We start from the raw sequence: 18,476 nt of genomic DNA, 5'->3' as shown, positions 1-18,476 counted from the left end.
CATCTATTTTTCAATGCTGTAATGTGCAGCATATTCCCCATTTTGAAATTCTAGATAATAATACGTATAACGATCTTCCTGATCAATATATGTAATTTCCCACAACGGAATATCGTTTTCAGCACCTAATTTTACTTTTACAATTTGTTTTGGCTTTGGCTTCGGCTCATCGCCTTTTCCAGTTGCTTGATCCGCCAATTTTTGTAAAGCTTCTTTTTCAGAAATGCCTTCACTCTTTTTCTTCACTAGAACATTTCCTTTTTTATCAGGTACCCAAACAATAATTTGTTCTCCTTTTTCATCTGTACCTTGTACGACTGTATATGAAGATTTTCCGTTATAATAATCAACCGATTTTACCTTTGTAAGCTTTGCTTTTTCTTTAGCAATTTCTACAGATTTTGATTCTTTTGGAATTTTCTTGTCCATCGCTTTATTATAAACATACGCCCCATATATTCCGCTAGCAACGATAACGATAATGATTGCAAAGATCCACTTTTTCATTGTATCACTACGTTCTGTAAATCGTAAATACAGCTGTTTCTTTGTCTTTTTCGTCTAATGCTAATCCGAACATGAGGTCCTGCTCTTTTAACGTACGATTCAAACTATCAACAATTTTATACAAATCAGACGTATATTTCATACGCGTCGTTGATAGTACTTCGATTTTCTTCTCCATGAAAAAACTCCTCCGTTACACAAAAATTTCTAATTATAGAAGAACGCAATGCGGTTACAATAAGAGTACATTCTTTACAACCCCTGCTTCATCACCCATCTATTATAGCAGGACATGTACTGCAAAAAAAGGTTTCAAGTCGAAAACCAATACATTTTGTATACAAGAAGTAAGAAAAATAAAATTCCTCCTACCCACATTTTTTACGCCTGAAGTGTACAGATACTTCAGGCGTATTTTTCTTCCAATTTTTATTTATTTGACGGTTCTTCTAATTGCACTAGCAACTCTTCTAACGGTCCTTCATAAAGAGGTACATTCGGAATGGATTGTAAAAATCGTTTTCCATAGGAAGAACTCGTTAATCGACGGTCTAACACTACTACCGTCCCCGTATCTGTATTCGTTCGAATTAAACGACCGAATCCTTGTTTGAAACGTAATATTGCTTGTGGGAGCGCTAATTTATTGAATACGTCCTCACCTTGATTTTTTAACCATTCACCTTTCGCTTCCATTATTGGCTGATGAGGAGGTGTAAATGGCAGACGGACAATGACAAGACAACTTAAGGCATCTCCTGGAATATCGATCCCTTCCCAAAAACTGCTTGTTCCTAACAAAATTGATTTGTCGAACTCTTGAAACTTTCGAATTAAGCGGCTTCGACTTTTATTGTTCACACTTTGGGTTAATAATACATAGCCTTCTAATTCATCATCACTTTTCAAATTCGCATACGCTTCTTTCAACATTTCATACGAAGTGAATAAAACGAGCATTCTCCCCTTTGTAACCTTCGCAATCTTGGCAATATGTTCCGATACAGATTCAATATATTCCTCATTACTTACTTGCTTAATAAAAGGTACATCCGTTGAAACCATTAATTTCATTTGTTTATCATAATGAAATGGCGATGGAACCTTTAAAGTATTGGGAGCAAAATCATGTAAGCCAAGCTCCTCTTTTATATAGTCAAATGTATCGTTAACTGTTAATGTTGCAGATGTAAAGATAACACTCTTTTTTTCTGTCAAAAATTCATCAGCAAACCTTTCACCAATATGAACCGGCTGCGCATACAAAATTGTTGAATGAATCGTTCCTTTCGTTTCCGTTTCCATCCACGTTACATATGAATTTTTTTCTAATATGAGCAACTGTAATGATTCTGCCATCTTTCTCAGCAACTCAATTAAATGCATAAATTCACCTGTAACAACATGCATCTCCCACTCTAATTTACTTTGTAATATCTCTCCTTGCTTTTCAAGCATCGTCACTAGTCTTCGTAATTCATATACAAAACGATTTGTTAACTCAACAATACTATCCCACAACTTACCTTTCTCTACTTCCGTATTATATCGATAAATGAGCGGCATATTGTTCGTTCCCTGTTCTTGATTTGTTTGTTTAAATATAAAAGTACGTAACATTTGGAATAGTTCGTCCGCGTCAAATTTAAGTTCCTTCAAACCATGGCTTATCATACGGAAAGTCGAACGAGAGGCTTGCTCTGATTTTTTCATCATTTTATATACTTTGGACAGCACATCATCTGTTTCTAGTGTACCAAGGCGAGATAAAATCAATTGAAAATACATACAGGAGAACTGTTCACCTAATGTTCTACTCGCAGCTTCTTCAATATGATGGGCTTCATCGAAAATAATATGTTCGCATGAAGCAAACAATGGCTCTTCACTTGAAAAATCTTGGAATAATAACGCATGATTTGTAATAACGATATCGGCAAATAATGCTTTATTTTTCGCTCGCTGATAAAAGCAGCGACTAAACCAATTACTTTGCATACCGCCTGGACTATACGCATCACTACAAATACGATTCCAAAGTAATTTTCCGCCTTCTGGAATATTTAACTCATCGCGATCACCTGTTTCAGTTTGTAATAACCAAACTAAAATTTTCGCCTTCGTAAGTGCCATATCATAATTTTTCTCTTCCTCTTGCAAAGCATATTCAAATTTATGTAAACAAAGATAATGCTTTCTCCCTTTTAGAAGAGCTACCTCAAATGAAAATGGCATTATTTTTTGCATTAACGGAATTTCTTTTTCCAGTATTTGTTGTTGCAATTGTACCGTTTGTGTACTGATAACGACAGGTTCTTCTTTTTTCTTTGCGAAATACAGACTAGGAAGTAAATAAGCAAGAGTCTTCCCCGTCCCTGTACCTGCTTCAATAAGGGAAAAACGAGAATCTCTTAACGCCGTATATATCTCTTTCATCATCATTTGTTGACTGTCTCTTCTTTCAAACCTGGGCATATTTAATTCAAGTTTATCCATCGTTTTATTCAAGAAAGCATCGAATTTTAATGAACATGTTTCTCCAATGCTTAAAGAATAGTTGCGCTTTCTCAGTGCAATATTTCGATGCACTTCATACCCCGCTTTTACCTCTTTACCATGCATTACTTTCTTTAATATATTTTCAGAAAGTACATCAGCTATATCACTTTGGAACACATCGCTTAATTCATAAAGCGATTGCAATGTTACAAGTGGTAATTTTTCAATTTCATTTAAAAATTGTAAAAACAACTCTGCTGTTGCAAGGGCATCGCTATCCGCACGATGTGGTTGATCGTGTTCTAATTCATGCTTTTTAGCTAAATCACGCAATTTATAACTATCAGCTGTTGGCAAAAGAATTTGCGCCAATTCAACTGTATCGATTTTAGGGCAATGTATTTCTGTATATCCCGCTTGCCTTAATTCTTCATTTAAAAAATTCCAATCAAAGTGAACATTATGTGCAACGAAAGCCGCACCTTGTAATAGCTCAACAATCATCGGGGCTACATCTTGAAATAACGGGGCTTGTTTTACAAGACTTTCATCAATCCCTGTTAATTCTGTAATAAATACGGGAATCTCTCTCTTTGGGTTAACAAAAGATGAAAAAATCTCCAATATTTCTCCATCTTCTACTACAACAGCTGCAATTTGGGTGATTTTATCTTTCCCATCTTTCCAGGAGTTCCCTGTCGTCTCTAAATCAACAACGACATAACGCTTACTCATATATGTAACACCTCAATTTCTTACCTTTCAAACAGCAAAAATTCATATAATGTTACTATACCACGTTTTATCTCATCTTAATGAAAAGATGCACAAAAAAGCTATCTCCTGCCATAGAGATAGCTTTCCTATTTTATAAAATTGTACCGGCCTTTTCAGCACCTAACATTTCAATAATTTGATTTTGATCGTCTAACACCGCAATTTTTGGCTCTTGTGTACGAACCTCTTCTTCCGTAACTAGGCCGTAACAAATAATAATCACTTTATCTCCCGGTTGTACAAGCCTTGCCGCAGCACCGTTTAAACAAACAACACCGCTACCACGTTCTCCTTTAATAACATACGTCTCTAAGCGAGCACCATTGTTGTTATTTACAATTTGAACTTTTTCGTTCTCTACAATATTTACTGCATCCATTAAATCTTCATCAATTGTAATACTACCTACATAATTTAAATTTGCCTCCGTTACAGTTGCGCGATGTAACTTTGCTCTCATCATTGTGCGAAACATAGATGCTCCCCCTTATTTAACCGTTAATGTTATATTGTCAATTAATCTTACATTTTCAAACTTAACTGCAATTGCTAAAATGATTCGTCCTTCAATTTTATCTATTACTGTCAATGACGGATATGCGTATAAATCTGCATAATCTACAGTGCCTTTCGTATACGTCTTGATATGCTCTTTCACAAGATTTGTAATGCTTTCTGGATTGCATTCGCCTGCCTCGATTCGGTCTCTCGCTATACACAGACTGCGGTATAAATGAGGAGCCTCTTCACGTTCTTCTTGTGATAAATACACATTACGGGAACTTTTTGCTAATCCGTCTTCTTCTCTTACAATATCAACTGGCACGATTGTAACTGGAATATTAAAATCAGTTACAAATCCTTCAATTACAGCGACTTGCTGTGCATCTTTCATACCGAAATAAGCACCGTTTGGCATTACAATATTAAATAGTTTCATCAGAACTATCGCAACACCAGCAAAGTGACCTGGTCTTTGTTTGCCACATAATACGTCAGTACGCTTCACAACTTCTACTGTTGTCGTTTGTTCAGCCGGATACATCTCTTCTACACTCGGATAAAATAAATAATCCACACCGTTTTCTTTTGCTACACTTTCATCTCTATCAATATCACGTGGGTATCGATCTAAATCTTCATTAGGTCCAAACTGTAGTGGGTTTACAAACACACTTAATACTACAATTTCATTTTCTACTCTTGCCTTACGCAGTAATGTAGCATGCCCTTCATGTAAATAACCCATCGTTGGAACAAAACCGATACTTTTTCCCTTTGTACGAAGTTCGTTTGTAATTTGCTGCATCTCTTGCACTGTAGTTATGATTTTCATTACTGTTTTCCCCCGTATAACGCTAAGCATTCTTCCTCTTTCATTGTGAACGAATGTTTTTCTTCAGGAAATTTCCCTGTCTTTACTTCCGTAACGTATTGTGAAATCCCTCGTACAATCTCTTCTTGAACAGACGTATATTGCTTCACAAATTTCGGAACACGATTTACGCCGTACGAGATAAGATCATGGTATACAAGAACTTGCCCATCTACTTTTTGTCCTGCCCCAATGCCGATTGTAGGAATTGTTAGTTGCTCTGAAATAAGTTCTGCTAACTGCATTGGCACACATTCTAACACAAGCGCTATCGCACCAGCTTCCTCACATCTCTTCGCATCTTCTATTAATTTTTTTGCACTTTCAGCATCTTTTCCTTGTACTTTATACCCACCTAATACTCCTACAGATTGAGGAGTTAAACCTAAGTGCGCCACGACAGGAATTCCCGCATTCGTTAAGTAGTGAATCGTTGATATCACTTCTCCTGCACCTTCTACCTTTAATGCATGTGCCCCACTCTCTTGAACAATACGACGTGCATTAACCATTGTATCTTGCAATGAAACGTGATAAGACATAAATGGCATATCAGTTACAATAAACGTCTCTTTCGCTCCGCGGCGTACAGCTTTCGTATGATGAATCATATCCTCTACTGTTACAGGTACTGTTGAATCATATCCGAGTACAACCATCCCAAGAGAATCTCCAACTAAAATCATATCGACTTCAGCTTCTTCTGCTAATTTAGCAGAAGGATAATCATACGCCGTTAGCATCGTAATCGGCTCACCTTGCTCTTTCATCTTCAAAAAATCTGTTTTTGTTTTCAAAAACTACTCCTCCTTTATATAGGAGAGAGGAGATGGCCGCAATTATATAAAAAACCCCTCTGGCCATAAAAGGGCAGAAGGGTTGTGTGTTCGTCGGCATTATTCATCCCTCTGTCCCAGTCCGTTATTGGATCAAGGCAGAATCCAAGTTATTATTTTTCGTGTTACTTCGAATCATAGTGCAGTTCGCTCTGATACTGCCTACATTCGAACTAATTATAGCAAACTACAAAAAGAAATTACTACATTTTTTTGAAAAAATAATTTTCAATCCCATTACGGTATGTGAAATTTCATTAAAAATTGTATATGCTATAAAGGTTTTATAGATAACTCAATCACGAAAAGAGAAATGATGTTGTTTTCAATGCACGCTTTTTTAGAAATCTACGTTACTTTCTTCTGCAATCAGTTTAAATGCGAAAAATCGATTTAAAGATAATGATATTTTGTTTGAATGTAAGTATAACCATTAAACGAATGATGCAGGTTAATGGAAGAAAAGTACTTAGGAAAGGAGAATTGCAAATGTCGATGAACAAATGGTTATTTCAGCTAATCGGTTCGCTTGCGATAATCGCAGGTATGATAACTTTAGGCTCCTTCAATGTATTTGCCTCAGCTAACGTCGTAACACAACCTATTGAGGTCGAACTGAACGATGATTACTTTAATCCGAATGTCATCACGATTCCGATAGAAGAAACAACAACATTGCTATTGAAAAATAAAGGTAAGAACGAACATACCTTTACAGTAAAGAAGCTCGGACTTGATGTCGTAGTTGAGTCAGGAAAAGAGAAAAGCATTACCGTAAAACCAAAAAATACCGGTACATATGAATTAATATGTCGATACCATCTCCTTAAAGGCATGGAGGGAAAAGTAATAGTCAAATAATAAGCGGGGCCAATCGAGCGTTACCTTTAAATATAACTTATGTTGTAAAACACATTATTGGAATTTTATAACACCTACTCAAAAATATTAAAATAAAAAAGAAGTTCCAAAAGAGGAACTTCTTTTACTTAATTTCGATATCTGCAGAATGAATGTGATGTACTTTCCCCTCATGATCTTCAAGAAGCAATACACCATCCTCTGTAATCCCTTTTGCTAGCCCCGTAATCGTCTGCCTCATCGTTCGAGCTGTAATTTCTTTCCCGATGCTCACAGCATAACTCTCCCAAAGAATTTTAATTACAGAGAAACCATTTTTCAAATATTCTTCGTATAGTTTTTCTAGTTGTAAAAAGATTTGTTGCATCAGTTCCGCACGAACAAGTGGCTTGCCTGCTTCAATCGCTAAAGAAGTAGCAATATGCTGAATTTCCTCATCAAAATGTTCTTGCTTTTGATTCGCATTAATACCAATGCCCATAATGACAGCATTAATTTTATCAGGATCAGCTTGCATTTCTGTTAATATGCCTACAGCCTTTTTACCCTGAATTAAAATATCATTTGGCCATTTAATTCCTACGTTTACACCCGTACATTTTTCAATTGCTTGCGCAACGCTAACAGCTGCTAATAAAGTAAGCTGTGGTGCATGATGAACCGGGATCGATGGACGTAAAATAATACTCATCCAAATTCCTGTTCCTTTTGGTGAATGCCATTTTCTACTTAAACGACCTCTCCCCGCTGTTTGTTCTTCTGCCACAACAATTGTTCCTTCTTCTGCACCTTCATAAGCAAGTTTTGCCGCAATATGTTGCGTAGATTCAACAGAGTCCTCAAAATATACAGTTCTGCCAATACGATTAGTTTGTAGCCCTAACTGAATTTCATTCGCTGTCACTTTATCAGGTTTACTCGCAATTCGATATCCCAATCGACGCACAGCTTCAAGTTCGTAGCCTTCACTTCGAAGACCCTCCATATGTTTCCATACTGCCGTTCTTGAACAGCCAAGCTTATCACTAATCGTTTGGCCAGATACAAATTCTCCATCCGCTTCAGAAAAAACTTGCAATAACTGTTTTCTTATAGTAGATTGCATCCTTGCAGCCACTCCCTTATACTCTCTTTCTCATTAACTACATTTCCTTGTACGATTGCTTCTTCAATTTTTTGAAGCATTTCAGCAACCCACGGACCAGGCTTTTTATTTACCCATTTTAACAGTTCATTTCCTGTCACATTCATTTCTTGACGGCTCTTTATTGGCAATGCTTGAAACAACGTTTGTACTCGTTTAACAGCTGTACGATCATAACTTTCAATCATCGCTTCATATACTCTCTCTGCCATTTCAGCGATATGAATTCCCGTTTTATAAAGAAGGACTGGATCCCAATCCTTCTCCTTTCTCGTACGGATTGTTAACAAAACTGCGACAATATCTTTTATTTTTTTATTCGAAAACTTCCATTGACGTAAAAAGACAGATGGATGTTCTTCTCCGATACAATATAAGAAAAATGCCCATGCCTCTATATCTGTTTCAAAAGAATCCCATTTATACTGCGTAGCTTTTAACAGCCTCTCTTCTGACATTTGTAAATATGGCAAATGAGAAAATAGCTTCGTCTCTACTAACTCTTTGAGGCCCTTCACACAATATGTACCAGTTAACAGTTTCTCAAACTCCACTGTAATGCGCTCAATTGCTATATGTTCCAGCAAATGTCCATATGTTTCAATCGCCTGCTTCGTTTTTGTTTCTAAAGAAAATCCTAACGTACTTACGAATCGAATACCACGCATCATTCGTAAGGCATCTTCTTGAAAACGATCCGCTGCATTTCCTACTGTCGCAATTTCTCTCTTACGAATTGCTTCCTGTCCAGCGAATAAATCAATCAGATTGCCGTCTTCTGTCATAGCAATTGCATTCATTGTAAAATCACGTCTTTGTAAATCCTCTTCTAACGAACGGACAAATTGAACGCTACTAGGTCTGCGAAAATCTTCATATTCGCTCTCTGTTCGAAAAGTGGTTACCTCATAAGGCTCACCATCTTCTACAACAATTACTGTTCCATGTTCAAGACCAACCGGGACATGTCTTGGGAATATAGCCATTACCTCCTCAGGTAAGGCTGCTGTTGCAATATCAATATCTCCAATCGGCCTATCGATTATAAGATCTCGCACGCTCCCACCAACAAAGTAAGCCTCATGTCCTTGTTGTTTTAATGTCTCAATAATAGAACTAGCTTTTTTAAATCTTTCCATTTTTGTCATCCCTTAGTACGTCATAGTAAATCGTTTCATATTGTGAGACGATTTTTTCTGAGCGGAACTGCTCGTAAACACTTTCTCTTGCTCGCTCCCCCATATTACGGTGAAGGTCCTCATCCTTTAATAGCTGAATGGCTTGATTTGCCACTCCTGTTGTATCGCCAACTTCACATAAATAGCCTGTTTCACCATGTTGAATGACCTCTGGAATACCTCCAACCCTTGTTCCGATACAAGGTACACCACACGCCATCGCTTCTAATAAAACAAGACCAAAACTTTCCTTCTCTGATAGAAGCAACATTAAATCGCTCATCGCAAGTAGTTCAGCAACATTATCTTGCTTCCCTAGGAATAAGACACGATCTTCAATATGTAAATTCTTCACTAACTGTAAAATCGTACAAAATTCTGGTCCATCCCCAACAAGAAGCAACTTCGCATCTATTTCTTGAGCAACTTTAGCAAATGCCTGAACAACATCCTGTACACGTTTCACTTTACGGAAATTTGAAATATGAATCAGTATCTTTTCACTCTCACTTATACCGTATTCTTTCTTTAATTGAGACATATCACGCTTGAAATATACACGTTCGTCTATAAAGTTATATACCGTTTGAATTTCTTTATTTGGTTTTACAAGCTCATGCGTTTCGTTAATTAATGAATGCGAGACAGCCGTAACAACATCAGACTGCTCAATACCAAAGCGAATTAAATTATTTAACGAAGGGTCGGAACCTAGCACAGTAATATCTGTTCCATGCAAGGTTGTAACAATTTTAATACGCTCCCCAATCATTTGTTTTGCTAAATAAGCACAAATTGCATGTGGTATTGCGTAATGAACATGTAAAATATCAAGATTTTCTCTTTGTGCAACCTCTGCCATTTTACTCGCTAACGCTAAATCGTATGGTGGATATTGAAATACAGAGTATTGATTTACCGTCACTTCATGAAAATAAATGTTTGGATACACTTTATTTAACCGAAATGGTAAACCCGATGTAATAAAGTGAATTTCATGCCCGCGCTCCGCCAATTGCTTACCTAATTCTGTTCCAACAACTCCAGAACCACCTACAGAAGGATAACATGTAATACCTATTTTCAATTTCATTTACATCCCCCTATTAAATCAGCATGTAATAAGACCGGTTTCTTGCTCATAAATCCTTCGGCATACATTACTCCAACTTCTTTCCCAAACATCTTTTCACGAGCGACCACAGTTTCAACATAACCTTCTGTTAACGGAGTCTTAACACCATCACTCCCTGTTGAAAACTGACTTTCATACGCTTCTAACGCTTCGACTTTTTTAGAAAGGTACTCACTAATATCTATACAAAAATTCGGTTTATGAAAACCATTAATCATATAATTATAAAAAGACTCCACACGATGTGGTGAAAGCTCTGGCATATATTTACGGATACCTGCTGAGAAAATAGCTTCTTCCACAAGTCTTGCACAATTTGCATGATCTGGATGACGATCTTCATAATACGGCGCAAAAACTAGTTTTGGCTTATATGTACGGATCACCTTTACAATTTCACGTATATACTCTTCTTTCATATACAAACCACGGTCTGGCATCGCTAAATTCAGTCTCGTTTTTACTCCCATTATACGAGCCGCGGCCTTTGCTTCTTCTTTTCTCAACTCTATCGTTCCATTAGAAGAAAGATCCGCTTCTGTTAAATCACAAATACCTACTTCATACCCTTGCTTCGTATATTTAGCGATGGTACCAGCCATGCCGATTTCAACATCATCGGCATGAGCACCAAACGCTAATATATGTAATCCACTCATAATTGTTCCCCTCATTTTCTTAACTTGCGGTAATCTAAATCTCCTCGCTCTAATGCGTGCATTAACATTTCAGCACTTGCCATGTTCGTTGCAAGTGGAATCGCATATACATCACATAAACGAAGTAACGCATTTACATCTGGTTCATGCGGCTGTGCTGTTAGTGGATCACGGAAGAAAATCACCATATCCATATCATTTTTTGCAATCATTGCACCAATTTCTTGATCGCCTCCAAGAGGACCTGATTGATATCTTGTTACAACTAGACCAGTCGCTTCCATAATACGAAGTCCTGTCGTTCCTGTTGCAAATAGTTCATGTTGTTCAAATATTGGTTTATATGCATACGCAAACGAAACCATATCATTTTTCTTCTTGTCATGTGCAATTAAGGCAATTTTCATCCGTTGTCTCCCCTTTAGTCGATAATATTTTCTAATCCGTACACAAGATGATCAAGGTTCATTACTGTATCAATTGATAGTTTTACACCTGACATAAAGGATGCACGATTGAATGAATCATGACGAACTGTTAACATTTGTCCATCCCCGCCGAACATTACTTCTTGGTGTGCAATAAGTCCTGGTAAACGCACACTATGAATGTGAATGCCATCTACATTTGCACCACGAGCGCCTTCTAGTTGCTCTACTTCATTTGGATGGCCTTGCTGCTTTGATTCACGATTTTGACGAATTAATTCGACTGTTTTTACAGCTGTACCAGATGGTGCATCTAATTTTTGATCATGATGCAATTCAATTACTTCAACATCTTGGAAGTACTTCGCTGCCATTTGTGAGAATTTCATCATAAGAACTGCACCAATTGCAAAGTTTGGAGCGATAATTGTTCCTACTGCTTTTTCTTTTGCAGTCTCTGTTAAACGTTTCAATTCTTCTTCTGTAAATCCAGTTGTACCAATAACAGATCGAAGTCCACGCTCAACCGCTAGTGTAACGTGTTGTTTCCCAACTTCTGGCGTTGTTAAATCTAACAACACATCTGCTTCTACTTCATCTAAACAAGTATGTAAATCAGCGTAAATCGGTGCATGTAACGCTGGCATGCCAGGTAAATCAGAAATCTTCTCTCCGCCATGCTTATAATCCACTGCTGCTACTAAATTAAAATGTTCTGTTCTTTCCATAAGAAGGACTGCTTCATGTCCCATACGTCCTCTTGGTCCAGCAATAATTACTTTAATTTCTTTCATTATTATTTCTCTCCCTCATCGATACGTGTCCAACGATCTTTATCACGTGTATTAAATTTATTCATTACAATGTTATGTGCTGTTTCTAAATCAATATTTAAACTATTTGCCATACAAATCATAACAAATAATACATCTCCAAGCTCTTCTTCAATACTTCGTTCTTTTTCAGTTGTTTTCTTCGGTTTCTCACCATAATAATGATTTACCTCTCTTGCAAGCTCTCCCATCTCTTCCGTCAAACGAGCCATCATTGCAAGCGGACTGAAATAACCTTCTTTAAACTGACCAATATATGCATCTACTTCTTTCTGCATATCTTTCATCGTTTTTGCTTCCATACAATTCACCTCTAATCCTTCCTCTTTCATGTTAGCCAATTCATCGCGATTTGACAAATATTATTCCCCGCCAATCACCTATTTGCAACCTTTTTCGGATAGACTATAATAAAGTGAAACTTCTTTTGCGTGCTTTTTCGCAAAAGATTAGCCCGAACCAATCAGAGTTTTACATATTTCACCTTTTTCACTAGCAACCAGAAATTACTTACCATTATGTTTTACCGTTTCAGCGGAGCAATACAATCTACATAATTAGGGGGATTTCTATATGAAAGCAAACTTGAAAATTCGAAATATCATTTTCATTTTAATCGGTTCCGCTATTTTCTCTTTCGGTATTGTGAATATCAATATTGAAAACCACCTTGCAGAGGGTGGATTTACTGGTATTACGCTATTATTATATTTCCTATTTTCTCTTGACCCTTCCTACACGAATTTAATTTTAAATATCCCTATATTTTTCATTGGTTGGAAACTACTCGGAAGAACGACATTTTTATATACATTAATCGGTACATTTAGTGTCTCTTTATTTTTATGGGTGTTTCAGCGCTATGACGCATTCAATTTACATATAAATTTACAAAACGATATGACGCTCGCAGCTTTATTTGCTGGAGCATTTATCGGTATCGGACTTGGAATTATATTTAAATACGGCGGTACTACTGGCGGTGTTGATATTATCGCAAGGCTAGCTCACAAATATGTTGGCTGGAGTATGGGAAAAACGATGTTTATGTTTGATGCCGTCGTTATTGTCGTCTCTATTCTTACCTATTTATCATATCGTGAAGGTATGTATACGTTAGTTGCTGTTTTTATCGGTGCGAAAGTTATTGATTTTATGCAAGAAGGAGCTTATGCAGCAAAAGGAGCAACTATTATTTCGGATAAAAACGATGAAATTGCTGCCAAAATTTTATCCGACATGGAGCGCGGAGCAACTTTCTTAAAAGCCATTGGATCCTATACAAAAGTGGAACGTAACGTACTGTATTGCGTTGTTGCTAAAAATGAAATCGTGAAATTAAAAAATATCATTATTTCAGTTGATCCACACGCCTTCGTTGCCGTAAGTGACGTACATGATGTTGTTGGTGAAGGATTTACACTAGATGAAAATAAGAATCCGTTACATAATTAAAAGAATTGGTAAATGAAATTATACTGAACATAACTCTACATTTATCAACGCAAATTGAAATATATCCGCGTTTCGGCAAAAAATATCGATTTAACAACAAAACACGGCAAGTAGCAGTACCTTATTAATGAGAATAGGCCGTCCAAAATAATTTTAAGACGGTCCCTATTCATTTAAAATTTGCTCCAATTTTGCAAAATCCTCATGAATTAATTCCAACAAACCACGGTTATAAAAAATTGAAGCAGGATGAAAAGTCGGAAAAATATAATATTCTTTTTCCGTCCATATAAACTCTGTACTGTGCATATCCTTTAATTTTTGAATAGGCTGTTTTAATAATTGTCCGTGCACATCTGTAATCTTTTTATTTTTTCCAGTTAAACGTCGGAGTCCGATATTTCCAAGCGTGACAATAAGATTAGGATCCATATGTTCCAACTCATAATCTAACAAAGGTGCATGAGCAAGTATTTCTCCTTGATTTGGCGTTCTATTATACTTTTTTTGTATGATTTCGCCACTTCGTTCTCTTTTCTCTCTCCACTTATAAGGCCTGCTCCGGACTGCACTCGTAATATATACTTCTTCCCTTTTAACGTGAATACGTTCTAAAAACTCCATTAAATGTTTTCCCGCTCTCCCGCTAAACGGAATCCCATTATGAATTTCTGTTTCACCAGGCGCTTCTCCAACGAGCATAAATTTGGGGTTTTCAGGACCTTGTCCACTTAAAAAGCCTTCTAACTGATAAGAAGCACTACGCTCTTTCACTTGTTTTACTATATGGCTTGGATATTTAATATTCCCCACCACCCTTCCTCATTACTTCTATTATTTCTCTTTGCAATATATTATATAATTCAGTCCTCTAAACAAAAAAAGACTATCAAAATTGATAGTCTTCAGTCGTCTCTACGCTGCATACCAGTATAGATTAATACGAGACGTAATAATTCAAATACTGCTACAGCTGCAGCTGCTACATATGTTAATGCTGCCGCATTTAATACTTTACGAGCTTGGCCATATTCATCTGTTGATACGATACCTAACGCTTCAATTTGTTGCATTGCACGCTTTGATGCATCAAACTCAACTGGTAATGTAACCAGTTGGAACACAACACCTGCTGCCATTAAAATGATACCTAATAATAACAAGTTAGCCATCGATGCAAAGGCACCAATCATAATAAAGATCCAAGAAATATTCGAACCAAAGTTTGCAACTGGGACTAATGAATGGCGAATACGCATAAAGTTATAATCTTTTGCATCTTGAATTGCGTGTCCTACTTCATGTGCCGCTACTGCTGTTCCAGCAACTGAATGGCCGTAATAATTATCTGTTGATAATCGAACTGTCTTAGCAGTTGGATCGTAATGGTCCGATAAATGACCTGGCGTTTCTTCTACAGCTACATTGTACAATCCATTTTCATCTAAAATTTTTCGAGCCACTTCCGCTCCTGTCATACCTGATGTTGAATAAACTTGTGAATACTTGCTATAGGCACTACGTACTTTTGACTGTGCATACAACGGTATGATCATTATGATCGCGAAGTAAATTAAATAAAACATCATGAACCTCCATTGAAGTTTTAATTATAGTACTTCTCATTCTATTTTCTTCCGCCATCATTGTCAATGAATAAACCTTACAATCCGTATCTTTATTTATCCGCATTATCTATTTTTAGAATGCATATTACTTTTTCTTTTCTCTCGCTCCCCTTTATACTTTCTCCATCCAACATAAGTTAATGTGAATAAAATAAGTCCTCCAGTAATTGTCATAAACCAAATAAGAGAGGGGGCAATTTCATCCTTTTTTACTGTATGGAATATCTTTTGCAAATCTCCTTTAATGATTCCTAATTGCATTTGGCCGCCTTTCGTTTTTAACATAACGTTACGAAATTCATCCAAATAAGATAAATGTGCATTTACACGTTGCACTTCATTTTCTGGCAAGGCAATCATTAAGCTCGGGTAAATAATATTAAATTCATTTAAAAATGTATTTAACGTTTGTTGAAACTCTCCATCATCTTCTTTTTCCACCGCTTTTTCCACTTGAGAAAAGGCATCCATTACGTTCCCTTCTCTTTCCATCCAAAGCGGTTGATATTTCGATACTTGCGCATCAACAGCAAGTTGCAGTGCCAACACATTATCAATTTTAACTTGCTTACCTAAATCTGCTTCCGAGAGAGATTTTTTCGCCTTGTCATAAGCTAAAGAAATGACTCTAACTTGATTTGGTGTTACTTCTTGCTTCTTTTCATTTTCCTTTACTAGAAACTGCTCCGAGAAATACTGTAATACTTGCACTGCTTTTTTATCTTCATTACGCTTCACTAACTGTAACGAGTCGTCTAATAACCCTGTTAGTTCACTCCACTCTTCAGCATATATACGTAACGGAAACATTATAATTAGAAATGCTATCAATCCAATTAATGTTCTCTTCATCCCGGTCCCCCCTATAACTACTAGTACAAAATATGTTAAATTGGACAAGAATAGAACATAACTCGGCTGAAAAATATATTATCGTTTTATAAACAAAAAAATTCTCTTTAAGCAGAGAATTTTTTCTTTGAAACCCTTTTCTTTTTTACGAAATATCTATACAAGCTGTAACAAAGTATACTACCACTTAAAATGAATAATAAAATAGCACACGCAGCATGCATAAAGAATTCTTCTGGTAACATTAATATAATCGGATCCGTTTCAATATCAAACATCCAATAATCATTACTAAATAAAAGCTTATGGAATAATACAAAACTCTTTTCAAAATTAATAGCAATTGGTAACATCAGTGCTATCGGAAATATGATTGTTAAAATCGATCCGTGCAGTAAAAACTTTTCATTTTTTCTTTTTAATAAATACACGCCGCCTATTACTGCAATCGTAATTGTCGCATACATCACATATTGAATCTTCACTAAAATATTTTTAACATCTACAAAATGAATACGACCATTTGTAGACATATCTAATGTAGGAAACTGTAATGCTCCGTCATAAAACGGAGATAAATATGTAATCAGCACATCATAATTTCTCTTAATTTCATCCTTCGTCATATCTGCTAAATCTGGAATGTTTAAAAAATCAATTTCAAAATAATATAGCCATTTTCCGTATACAATTGCCACTGTTGCGAGTGCAAAAATAGAAAATGCTATGCTATATGAAACAACTAAAGTGATTAATCGATCCAATATTTTTGTGCCACTCTTATTTTTCTTCATTTTCTCCCCCTAAATGTTCACACCATCATAAAGAAAACTGTTTTCGGTTCTCACGTAAGCAATAATAATATGTAATACACAGTACAGCAATACTTAACCAAAACGTAAAATAACCAATTTGCTCTGCAAACAAATGCATAATTCCATATCTCGGCATTTGCCAAAATAAATAATCAATCGCATCATTATGTAATGCCCATATACCTGCTACTACAAAATGCCATTTTTTTATGCGGTAAAACGGAGCATATAACACTCCCTGCACAGCCATTGCAAAATGCGATAGCATTAACATATACCCCATAGGGCCAATAGGACCTTTTACATAAATCAAAACCCCATTTACAACAACAGCCCATATACCATATTTTATTAGAGTAACAATCGCTAGCGCCTCTATTAATCCCCAGTTTCTCTTTAACAAGAAAGCAATTAAAACAAAGACAAAAAAGAGACTCGCCATAGGGCTATCTGGTACAAAGGGCCAAAATATAGGTGACGTTTCTTTTAATTGATTTCCATACCATATAAACCCGTAAATTGTACCTAATATGTTAACAACCAATAAAAATAATAATACCGAGCGCTGTCTTAACATTGCATACACGTAAACCAATCTGTATGTCCAACACCTTTCAAACAAAGTCATTCTTTCATCGAACTCTACTCTATTATATAGTAAACTTTCTATCATCAAAATAAAAAGCTGACTACAAATTTTGTAGTCAGCTCTCTCTTACTTTTTATTATACTTTGCAATAAATTCCGAAAGTTTTTTCACTTCTTCATCCGTTCCCTTAAATACACCTTTAGGCATTGCGCCTTTTCCCTCTTTCGCAATTTTAGCAATTTCTTCTGGTTTTAAAGTTAAGTTTTGCAAAGCCGGTGCTGCTGCCCCGCCCTGTAGGTTGTCACCATGACATGTTAAACAAGTATTTTTTTGCATTAATTTATAACCGTCATCATTTTTATCAACTGGTACTGTTTTTACAATTGCTCCTTGTTTTTTTGCAGCTTCCCAATCGTGGTGTGCTACAGATTCCCAAGTTAAAAAGATAATCGATGCAATTGCTAAAAGCATAAATCCAGTTGCTACAGGACGTTTCAACGGGCGTCTTTCTGGGCCTCGATCAAGAAATGGAGCTAACAGTAATGCGCCAAACGCAATCCCTGGCATAATAAATGCTCCAATTACAGTAAATGAGCCGGAAGCATAAGAATACTTTAATAACTGATACAAGAATAAGAAATACCAATCTGGAAGTGGTATATATCCTGCATCTGTAGGATCCGCCATTCTCTCAAGCGGTGACGGATGCGCCACTGTTAAACATAAATAACCGATTAAAAAAACTGCACCAACCATCCATTCTTTTAACAAGAAGTTCGGCCAAAATGCTTCTGTTTTTCCTGGGTATTCAGAATAGTCTTTTGGAATATTTGGTTTCCGAGCTACTGGTACCCGAGAATCTCCTACAAACTTCATCCCTTTGCCGCGGTGCATAATCTCCCTCC

Annotated in this window: 21 protein-coding genes; 2 read left to right on the top strand and 19 right to left on the bottom strand. The window is 36.3% G+C overall.

Annotated elements, in window-relative coordinates:
- Positions 1-3: 3 nt before the first annotated feature.
- From COI75_RS15280 to panB, 6 genes are all read right to left on the bottom strand, one after another.
- On the bottom strand, positions 4-507 hold the full coding sequence (locus tag COI75_RS15280) for a cell wall elongation regulator TseB-like domain-containing protein (protein WP_098448454.1): 504 nt from the start codon (positions 505-507) through the stop codon (positions 4-6).
- A gap of 7 nt (positions 508-514) precedes the next feature.
- Entirely contained in the window at positions 515-685 is a 171-nt protein-coding gene (locus COI75_RS15275; RefSeq protein ID WP_000412181.1) for a YpmA family protein, read from the bottom strand.
- 251 nt (positions 686-936) lie between these two features.
- Positions 937-3,741, bottom strand: coding sequence for an ATP-dependent DNA helicase DinG (dinG, locus tag COI75_RS15270; RefSeq protein ID WP_000044976.1), 2,805 nt, complete (start codon positions 3,739-3,741; stop codon positions 937-939).
- Positions 3,742-3,874: 133 nt separating this feature from the next.
- Entirely contained in the window at positions 3,875-4,258 is a 384-nt protein-coding gene (gene panD / locus COI75_RS15265) for an aspartate 1-decarboxylase (RefSeq protein ID WP_000490188.1), read from the bottom strand.
- A 12-nt stretch (positions 4,259-4,270) separates the two neighbouring features.
- Positions 4,271-5,119 carry a pantoate--beta-alanine ligase gene (gene panC, locus COI75_RS15260; protein WP_098448453.1) on the bottom strand — a complete coding sequence of 283 codons (849 nt, stop codon included), beginning with the start codon at positions 5,117-5,119 and terminating at the stop codon, positions 4,271-4,273.
- A complete protein-coding gene (gene panB, locus COI75_RS15255) occupies positions 5,119-5,955 on the bottom strand; it encodes a 3-methyl-2-oxobutanoate hydroxymethyltransferase (RefSeq protein ID WP_000851104.1) in 837 nt (278 codons plus the stop codon). Before panB ends, panC begins: the two co-directional genes overlap by 1 nt.
- Positions 5,956-6,483: 528 nt before the next feature.
- Here panB and COI75_RS15245 point away from each other — a divergent pair.
- Positions 6,484-6,855: a cupredoxin domain-containing protein gene (locus tag COI75_RS15245; protein ID WP_000062352.1), complete on the top strand. Its 372-nt coding sequence runs from the start codon at positions 6,484-6,486 to the stop codon at positions 6,853-6,855.
- 124 nt (positions 6,856-6,979) lie between these two features.
- Here COI75_RS15245 and COI75_RS15240 read toward each other — a convergent pair whose 3' ends face one another.
- Genes COI75_RS15240 through COI75_RS15210 form a run of 7 tightly spaced genes read right to left on the bottom strand, consistent with a single transcriptional unit; the run spans position 6,980 to position 12,534 of the window.
- Entirely contained in the window at positions 6,980-7,960 is a 981-nt protein-coding gene (locus COI75_RS15240) for a biotin--[acetyl-CoA-carboxylase] ligase (protein ID WP_001192069.1), read from the bottom strand.
- On the bottom strand, positions 7,945-9,138 hold the full coding sequence (locus COI75_RS15235; RefSeq protein WP_000439300.1) for a CCA tRNA nucleotidyltransferase: 1,194 nt from the start codon (positions 9,136-9,138) through the stop codon (positions 7,945-7,947). The genes COI75_RS15240 and COI75_RS15235 overlap by 16 nt, the downstream gene beginning before the upstream one ends.
- Positions 9,125-10,270: an N-acetyl-alpha-D-glucosaminyl L-malate synthase BshA gene (gene bshA / locus COI75_RS15230; RefSeq protein WP_000768301.1), complete on the bottom strand. Its 1,146-nt coding sequence runs from the start codon at positions 10,268-10,270 to the stop codon at positions 9,125-9,127. The genes COI75_RS15235 and bshA overlap by 14 nt, the downstream gene beginning before the upstream one ends.
- Entirely contained in the window at positions 10,267-10,971 is a 705-nt protein-coding gene (gene bshB1 / locus COI75_RS15225; protein ID WP_000015670.1) for a bacillithiol biosynthesis deacetylase BshB1, read from the bottom strand. Before bshB1 ends, bshA begins: the two co-directional genes overlap by 4 nt.
- Positions 10,972-10,982: 11 nt before the next feature.
- Positions 10,983-11,378 (bottom strand): methylglyoxal synthase, encoded by a 396-nt coding sequence (gene mgsA / locus COI75_RS15220; RefSeq protein WP_000684767.1) that lies wholly within the window; start codon positions 11,376-11,378, stop codon positions 10,983-10,985.
- A 14-nt stretch (positions 11,379-11,392) separates the two neighbouring features.
- A complete protein-coding gene (gene dapB / locus COI75_RS15215) occupies positions 11,393-12,193 on the bottom strand; it encodes a dihydrodipicolinate reductase (RefSeq protein ID WP_000658812.1) in 801 nt (266 codons plus the stop codon).
- 2 nt (positions 12,194-12,195) lie between these two features.
- A complete protein-coding gene (locus tag COI75_RS15210; protein ID WP_033657179.1) occupies positions 12,196-12,534 on the bottom strand; it encodes a nucleotide pyrophosphohydrolase in 339 nt (112 codons plus the stop codon).
- A 271-nt stretch (positions 12,535-12,805) separates the two neighbouring features.
- On the opposite strand from COI75_RS15210, the gene COI75_RS15205 reads away from it, so the two are divergent.
- Positions 12,806-13,687 carry a YitT family protein gene (locus COI75_RS15205; RefSeq protein WP_000646623.1) on the top strand — a complete coding sequence of 294 codons (882 nt, stop codon included), beginning with the start codon at positions 12,806-12,808 and terminating at the stop codon, positions 13,685-13,687.
- Between the two features lie 165 nt (positions 13,688-13,852).
- Here the strand turns inward: COI75_RS15205 and COI75_RS15200 are convergent, their stop codons facing one another.
- The 6 genes from COI75_RS15200 to qcrC form a co-directional block, all read right to left on the bottom strand.
- Positions 13,853-14,491 (bottom strand): uracil-DNA glycosylase, encoded by a 639-nt coding sequence (locus COI75_RS15200; protein WP_098380439.1) that lies wholly within the window; start codon positions 14,489-14,491, stop codon positions 13,853-13,855.
- Between the two features lie 101 nt (positions 14,492-14,592).
- On the bottom strand, positions 14,593-15,273 hold the full coding sequence (locus COI75_RS15195) for a zinc metallopeptidase (RefSeq protein WP_000499541.1): 681 nt from the start codon (positions 15,271-15,273) through the stop codon (positions 14,593-14,595).
- A gap of 105 nt (positions 15,274-15,378) precedes the next feature.
- Positions 15,379-16,167, bottom strand: coding sequence for a sporulation protein YpjB (gene ypjB, locus COI75_RS15190; RefSeq protein ID WP_000831605.1), 789 nt, complete (start codon positions 16,165-16,167; stop codon positions 15,379-15,381).
- 107 nt (positions 16,168-16,274) lie between these two features.
- Complete coding sequence (gene lit / locus COI75_RS15185) at positions 16,275-16,961, bottom strand: lipoprotein intramolecular transacylase Lit (RefSeq protein WP_000739743.1); 687 nt, start codon at positions 16,959-16,961, stop codon at positions 16,275-16,277.
- A 25-nt stretch (positions 16,962-16,986) separates the two neighbouring features.
- Positions 16,987-17,610, bottom strand: a complete 624-nt coding sequence (locus COI75_RS15180; protein ID WP_002095807.1) for a DUF1405 domain-containing protein — start codon at positions 17,608-17,610, stop codon at positions 16,987-16,989.
- Between the two features lie 87 nt (positions 17,611-17,697).
- Positions 17,698-18,465 carry a menaquinol-cytochrome c reductase cytochrome b/c subunit gene (gene qcrC / locus COI75_RS15170; protein WP_000554605.1) on the bottom strand — a complete coding sequence of 256 codons (768 nt, stop codon included), beginning with the start codon at positions 18,463-18,465 and terminating at the stop codon, positions 17,698-17,700.
- Positions 18,466-18,476 lie beyond the last annotated feature (11 nt).

It is taken from the genome of Bacillus cereus, from assembly GCF_002564555.1.
GTDB classification, from domain to species: Bacteria; Bacillota; Bacilli; order Bacillales; family Bacillaceae_G; genus Bacillus_A; species Bacillus_A cereus_K.
The sequence above is the reverse complement of the archived record's forward strand: the minus strand, read 5'-3'. Positions and strand labels throughout refer to the sequence as shown.